The following is a 3,480-nucleotide window of genomic DNA, read 5'->3' on the forward strand; positions in this document are numbered from 1 at the left end:
GTCGGGCAGCAGGGGGAGTATATCGCGGGCACTCTCTACGGGCGGGGCGGACAGGCGGAGTGTTCTATCCGTTCCACCCGTGCCGTAGGGGGCTTCCACCACGCCGCGTATGAGCACTTGCCCGTCAGCCTGATGCACCCCCGTGATACGCACACGCACGATTTCGGGCAGGCCGACGGACGCCTTGATGCGTCCAGCAGGCAGGTGCAGTAAGGCACCCGCAACTGCCATGTCGTGCAGTTGCGCTTTGAGCGACGCCTTGTGCTGTACCGGCAGGCGCAGGACACGCAGGATATCCATAAGCCCAAGGGGCCGGGTGTCCTGTGCCAGCACCGCCTGAATATCCTCCATGCGCGGAAGACAATCAGGCGCGGAGGCAGTGTGCCTCAATCGGTTTTCTTTTTCCGTGGCGCTGCGGCCTTGCGTGGCGCCTTGGCGGGGGCTGCCTCAGCCAAAGCCGTGTCTTTTGCCGCCGCGGTCTTTTTAGGAGCCGCTGCTTTTTTGGTGGTGCTTTTAGCTGTGGTGGTCTTGGCGGTTGTGGTTTTGGTCGTGGCCTTTTTCGTGGTGGTTTTTTTGGCGCCCGCTTTACCGCCCTTGGCTTTCAGGGGTTTGCCTTTTTCCACCAGCAGGTCCACGGCCTCATCCAGCGTAACCGTATCCATATCCGTGCCGCGCGGCAGGGTGGCGACAATCTGGCCATGCTGCACATAGGGGCCAAAGCGGCCTTTACGCACCAGCACGGGTTCGGCGTCCTTGGGGTGGTTGCCCAGCGTGCGGATGGAGGCGAGCTTTTTGGCCAGCGCATCAACCGCGCGGTTCAGCCCCACGCTCAGGACATCGTCATCCTTGTCCAGCGAGCCATAAACGGCTCCCATTTTCACATAAGGCCCGAAGCGCCCCAGCCCGGCCTCGATTGGCTCGCCCGTTTCAGGGTGCAGCCCGACCAGACGCGGGAGGGAGAGCAGACCCAGAGCCTGCTCCAGCGTAATGGTTTCGCCGCTCATGCCCTTGGGGAGCGAGGCGCGGCGCGGGCGGGCCTTCTTGTCCGCCGGGTCTGGTTCACCTTGCTGCACGTAAAGCCCGTAGGGCCCTGACGCACGGTAATGTCCTCGTTGGTCTCAGGGTGCTGGCCCAGCAGGCGCATGCCGTCCTTGAGGGTCGCAGCACCTTCGCCGTCTTCCGCGCTGTCGGAAACCAGACGGCGCGTATACTGGCATTCCGGGTAGTTGGAACAGCCGATAAATGCCCCGTAACGCCCGAGCTTGAGGCCAAGCCGGCCTGAACCGCAGGATGTGCAGTGGCGCGGGTCGGACCCATCCTCACGCGGGGGGAAGAAGAACGGCCCCAGATCCTTGTCCAGTGCGTTCAGCACATCGGTAATGGTGAGTTCCTTGGTGTCGGCTACCGCGTGGGAGAAGTCGTGCCAGAATGAGGCAAGCACTTCCTTCCACTGGGCGCGGCCACCGGAAATATCGTCCAGCCGCTCTTCAAGGCTCGCGGTAAAGCCCGTGTCCACATAGCGTTCAAAGAACGAGACAAGGAAGGCGGTCACAAGCCTGCCACGTGCTTCAGGGATGAAGCGGCGGCTTTCGAGCCGCACGTAGCTGCGATCCTGCAACACGCTCAGCACCGAGGCATAGGTGGAAGGGCGGCCAATTCCCAGCTCTTCCATTTTCTTGACCAGTGATGCTTCGGAATAGCGCGGCGGCGGCTGGGTAAAGTGCTGTTCGGCCTCCACATCTTCACGCTTGAGCGGGTCTTTCTCGCTCATGGCGGGCAGCATGCGCGATTCGTCGTCGGCGGCCTTGTCGGTATCGTCGCGCCCTTCGCGGTAGAGCTTGAGAAAGCCTTCGAAAGTGATGATCGAGCCGTTGGCGCGCAGCACGGTCTGGTTTGAAGGCCCGGCAATATCGACCGCCACCTGATCGAGCGAGGCGGATTCCATCTGGCTGGCCACAGCGCGTTTCCAGATCAGGTCGTACAGGCGGCGCTGGTCGTGGTTGAGGCGGCTGGCCATTTCATCGGGCGTGCGGGAAATATCGGTCGGGCGTACGGCTTCATGCGCTTCCTGCGCGTTCTTGGCCTTGGAGGTGTACATGCGCGGTTTTTCCGGCACATACGCGGCCCCAATCCGCTTGCCGATATGCGCGCGGATAGACTGCACGGCTTCCTGCGCCATGGTCACGCCATCGGTTCGCATATAGGTGATCAGCCCCACCGTTTCGCCGCCGAGGTCTATGCCTTCGTAAAGCTGCTGGGCGGTGCGCATGGTTGTCTGCGCACTCATGCCCAGCTTGCGCGAGGCTTCCTGCTGGAGCGTGGAGGTGGTGAACGGCGGCTGCGGATTGCGGCGCACCTTGCGGCGCTCGATACTGCGCACGGCAAGGGCTCGGCCTCTACGGCGCGGCGTGCGGCCTCGGCCTGTTCGGCATTGGCTAGATCGAACTGGTCAAGCTTGTTGCCGTTGAGGTGGGTCAGGCGTGCGGTAAAGGGCGCGCCTGCGGGGTCAGCAGGGCGGCGGTCACGCTCCAGTATTCGCGCGGTTTGAAAACCTCGATCTCGGCTTCACGCTCGCAGATCAGGCGCAGGGCCACGGACTGCACGCGCCCGGCGCTGCGTGAGCCGGGCAGTTTGCGCCACAGTACAGGCGAGAGCGTAAACCCGACCAGATAATCCAGCGCGCGGCGGGCCAGATAGGCCTCGATCAGCGGGAAGTCGAGTTCACGCGGGTGCGCCATGGCATGCAGAATGGCGCTTTTGGTAATTTCGTTGAAGGTGACACGCTGGACGTCCACGCCCTTGAGGAGCTTGCGTTCCTCCAGCATGGCGCGGACATGCCACGAAATGGCCTCTCCCTCACGGTCAGGGTCAGTGGCGAGATAGAGATGACTGGCACCCTTGAGCGCCTTGGCAATGGCGGAAACCTGCTTCATGCCCCGTTCATCGGACTGCCACGACATGGCGAATCCTTCATCGGGCAGCACGGAGCCATCCTTGGGCGGCAGATCGCGTACATGGCCGAACGACGCCAGAACGACGTAGCCGTCTCCAAGATATTTGTTGATCGTTTTCGCCTTGGCGGGCGATTCGACAACGACAACGTCAGTCATACTCTCTCCGACCTGCCCGAAGGCAGCGTTTAACCTCTTGTTTCCGCCTGTCCGCCTGCCAGCGCCACATGCCCCCCGGCAGAGGTGGTGATGCGGCCCGAAAGTTCCAGTTCGGTCAGCGCGATCAACACGACGGAAGCCGAGAACTGGCAGCGCCGTATCAGATCGTCAACAGCTATGGGCGTAAAGGACAGAAGATCAAGTATGTGCTGAGGCACATTCACACATGCGTTTTGTGCCCGATTGGGCGGTGGCGGCGTGTCGGGAGAGGCTTTGGCCCGCATATTCCGGAGGGGGGCGGGGCCAGCGTTGTGCTCCGGCCCTGCTGTGTCCGTGTCGTTTCCAAAAAGGTGCAGGGGGGCATGGCGGC

Annotated in this window: 1 protein-coding gene and 2 pseudogenes; all 3 read right to left on the reverse strand. The window is 62.6% G+C overall.

Annotated features, from left to right (window positions below):
• Window positions 1-351 (reverse strand): annotated as a pseudogene (locus JCM25143_RS20200) (hypothetical protein); the annotation flags it as partial.
• A gap of 35 nt (window positions 352-386) precedes the next feature.
• Window positions 387-3,110 (reverse strand): annotated as a pseudogene (gene topA, locus JCM25143_RS20205) (type I DNA topoisomerase).
• Between the two features lie 29 nt (window positions 3,111-3,139).
• Window positions 3,140-3,394, reverse strand: coding sequence for a DprA-like winged helix domain-containing protein (locus JCM25143_RS24490; RefSeq protein WP_035371468.1), 255 nt, complete (start codon window positions 3,392-3,394; stop codon window positions 3,140-3,142).
• Window positions 3,395-3,480 lie beyond the last annotated feature (86 nt).

The organism is Acetobacter papayae JCM 25143, assembly GCF_000613285.1.
In the GTDB taxonomy this organism is placed as follows: domain Bacteria; phylum Pseudomonadota; class Alphaproteobacteria; order Acetobacterales; family Acetobacteraceae; genus Acetobacter; species Acetobacter papayae.

What these genes read in the sequence shown, in the direction of transcription:
- JCM25143_RS24490 (WP_035371468.1), bottom strand. Translation starts at nt 3,394, where the DNA reads ATGCGGGCCAAAGCCTCTCCCGACACGCCGCCACCGCCCAATCGGGCA.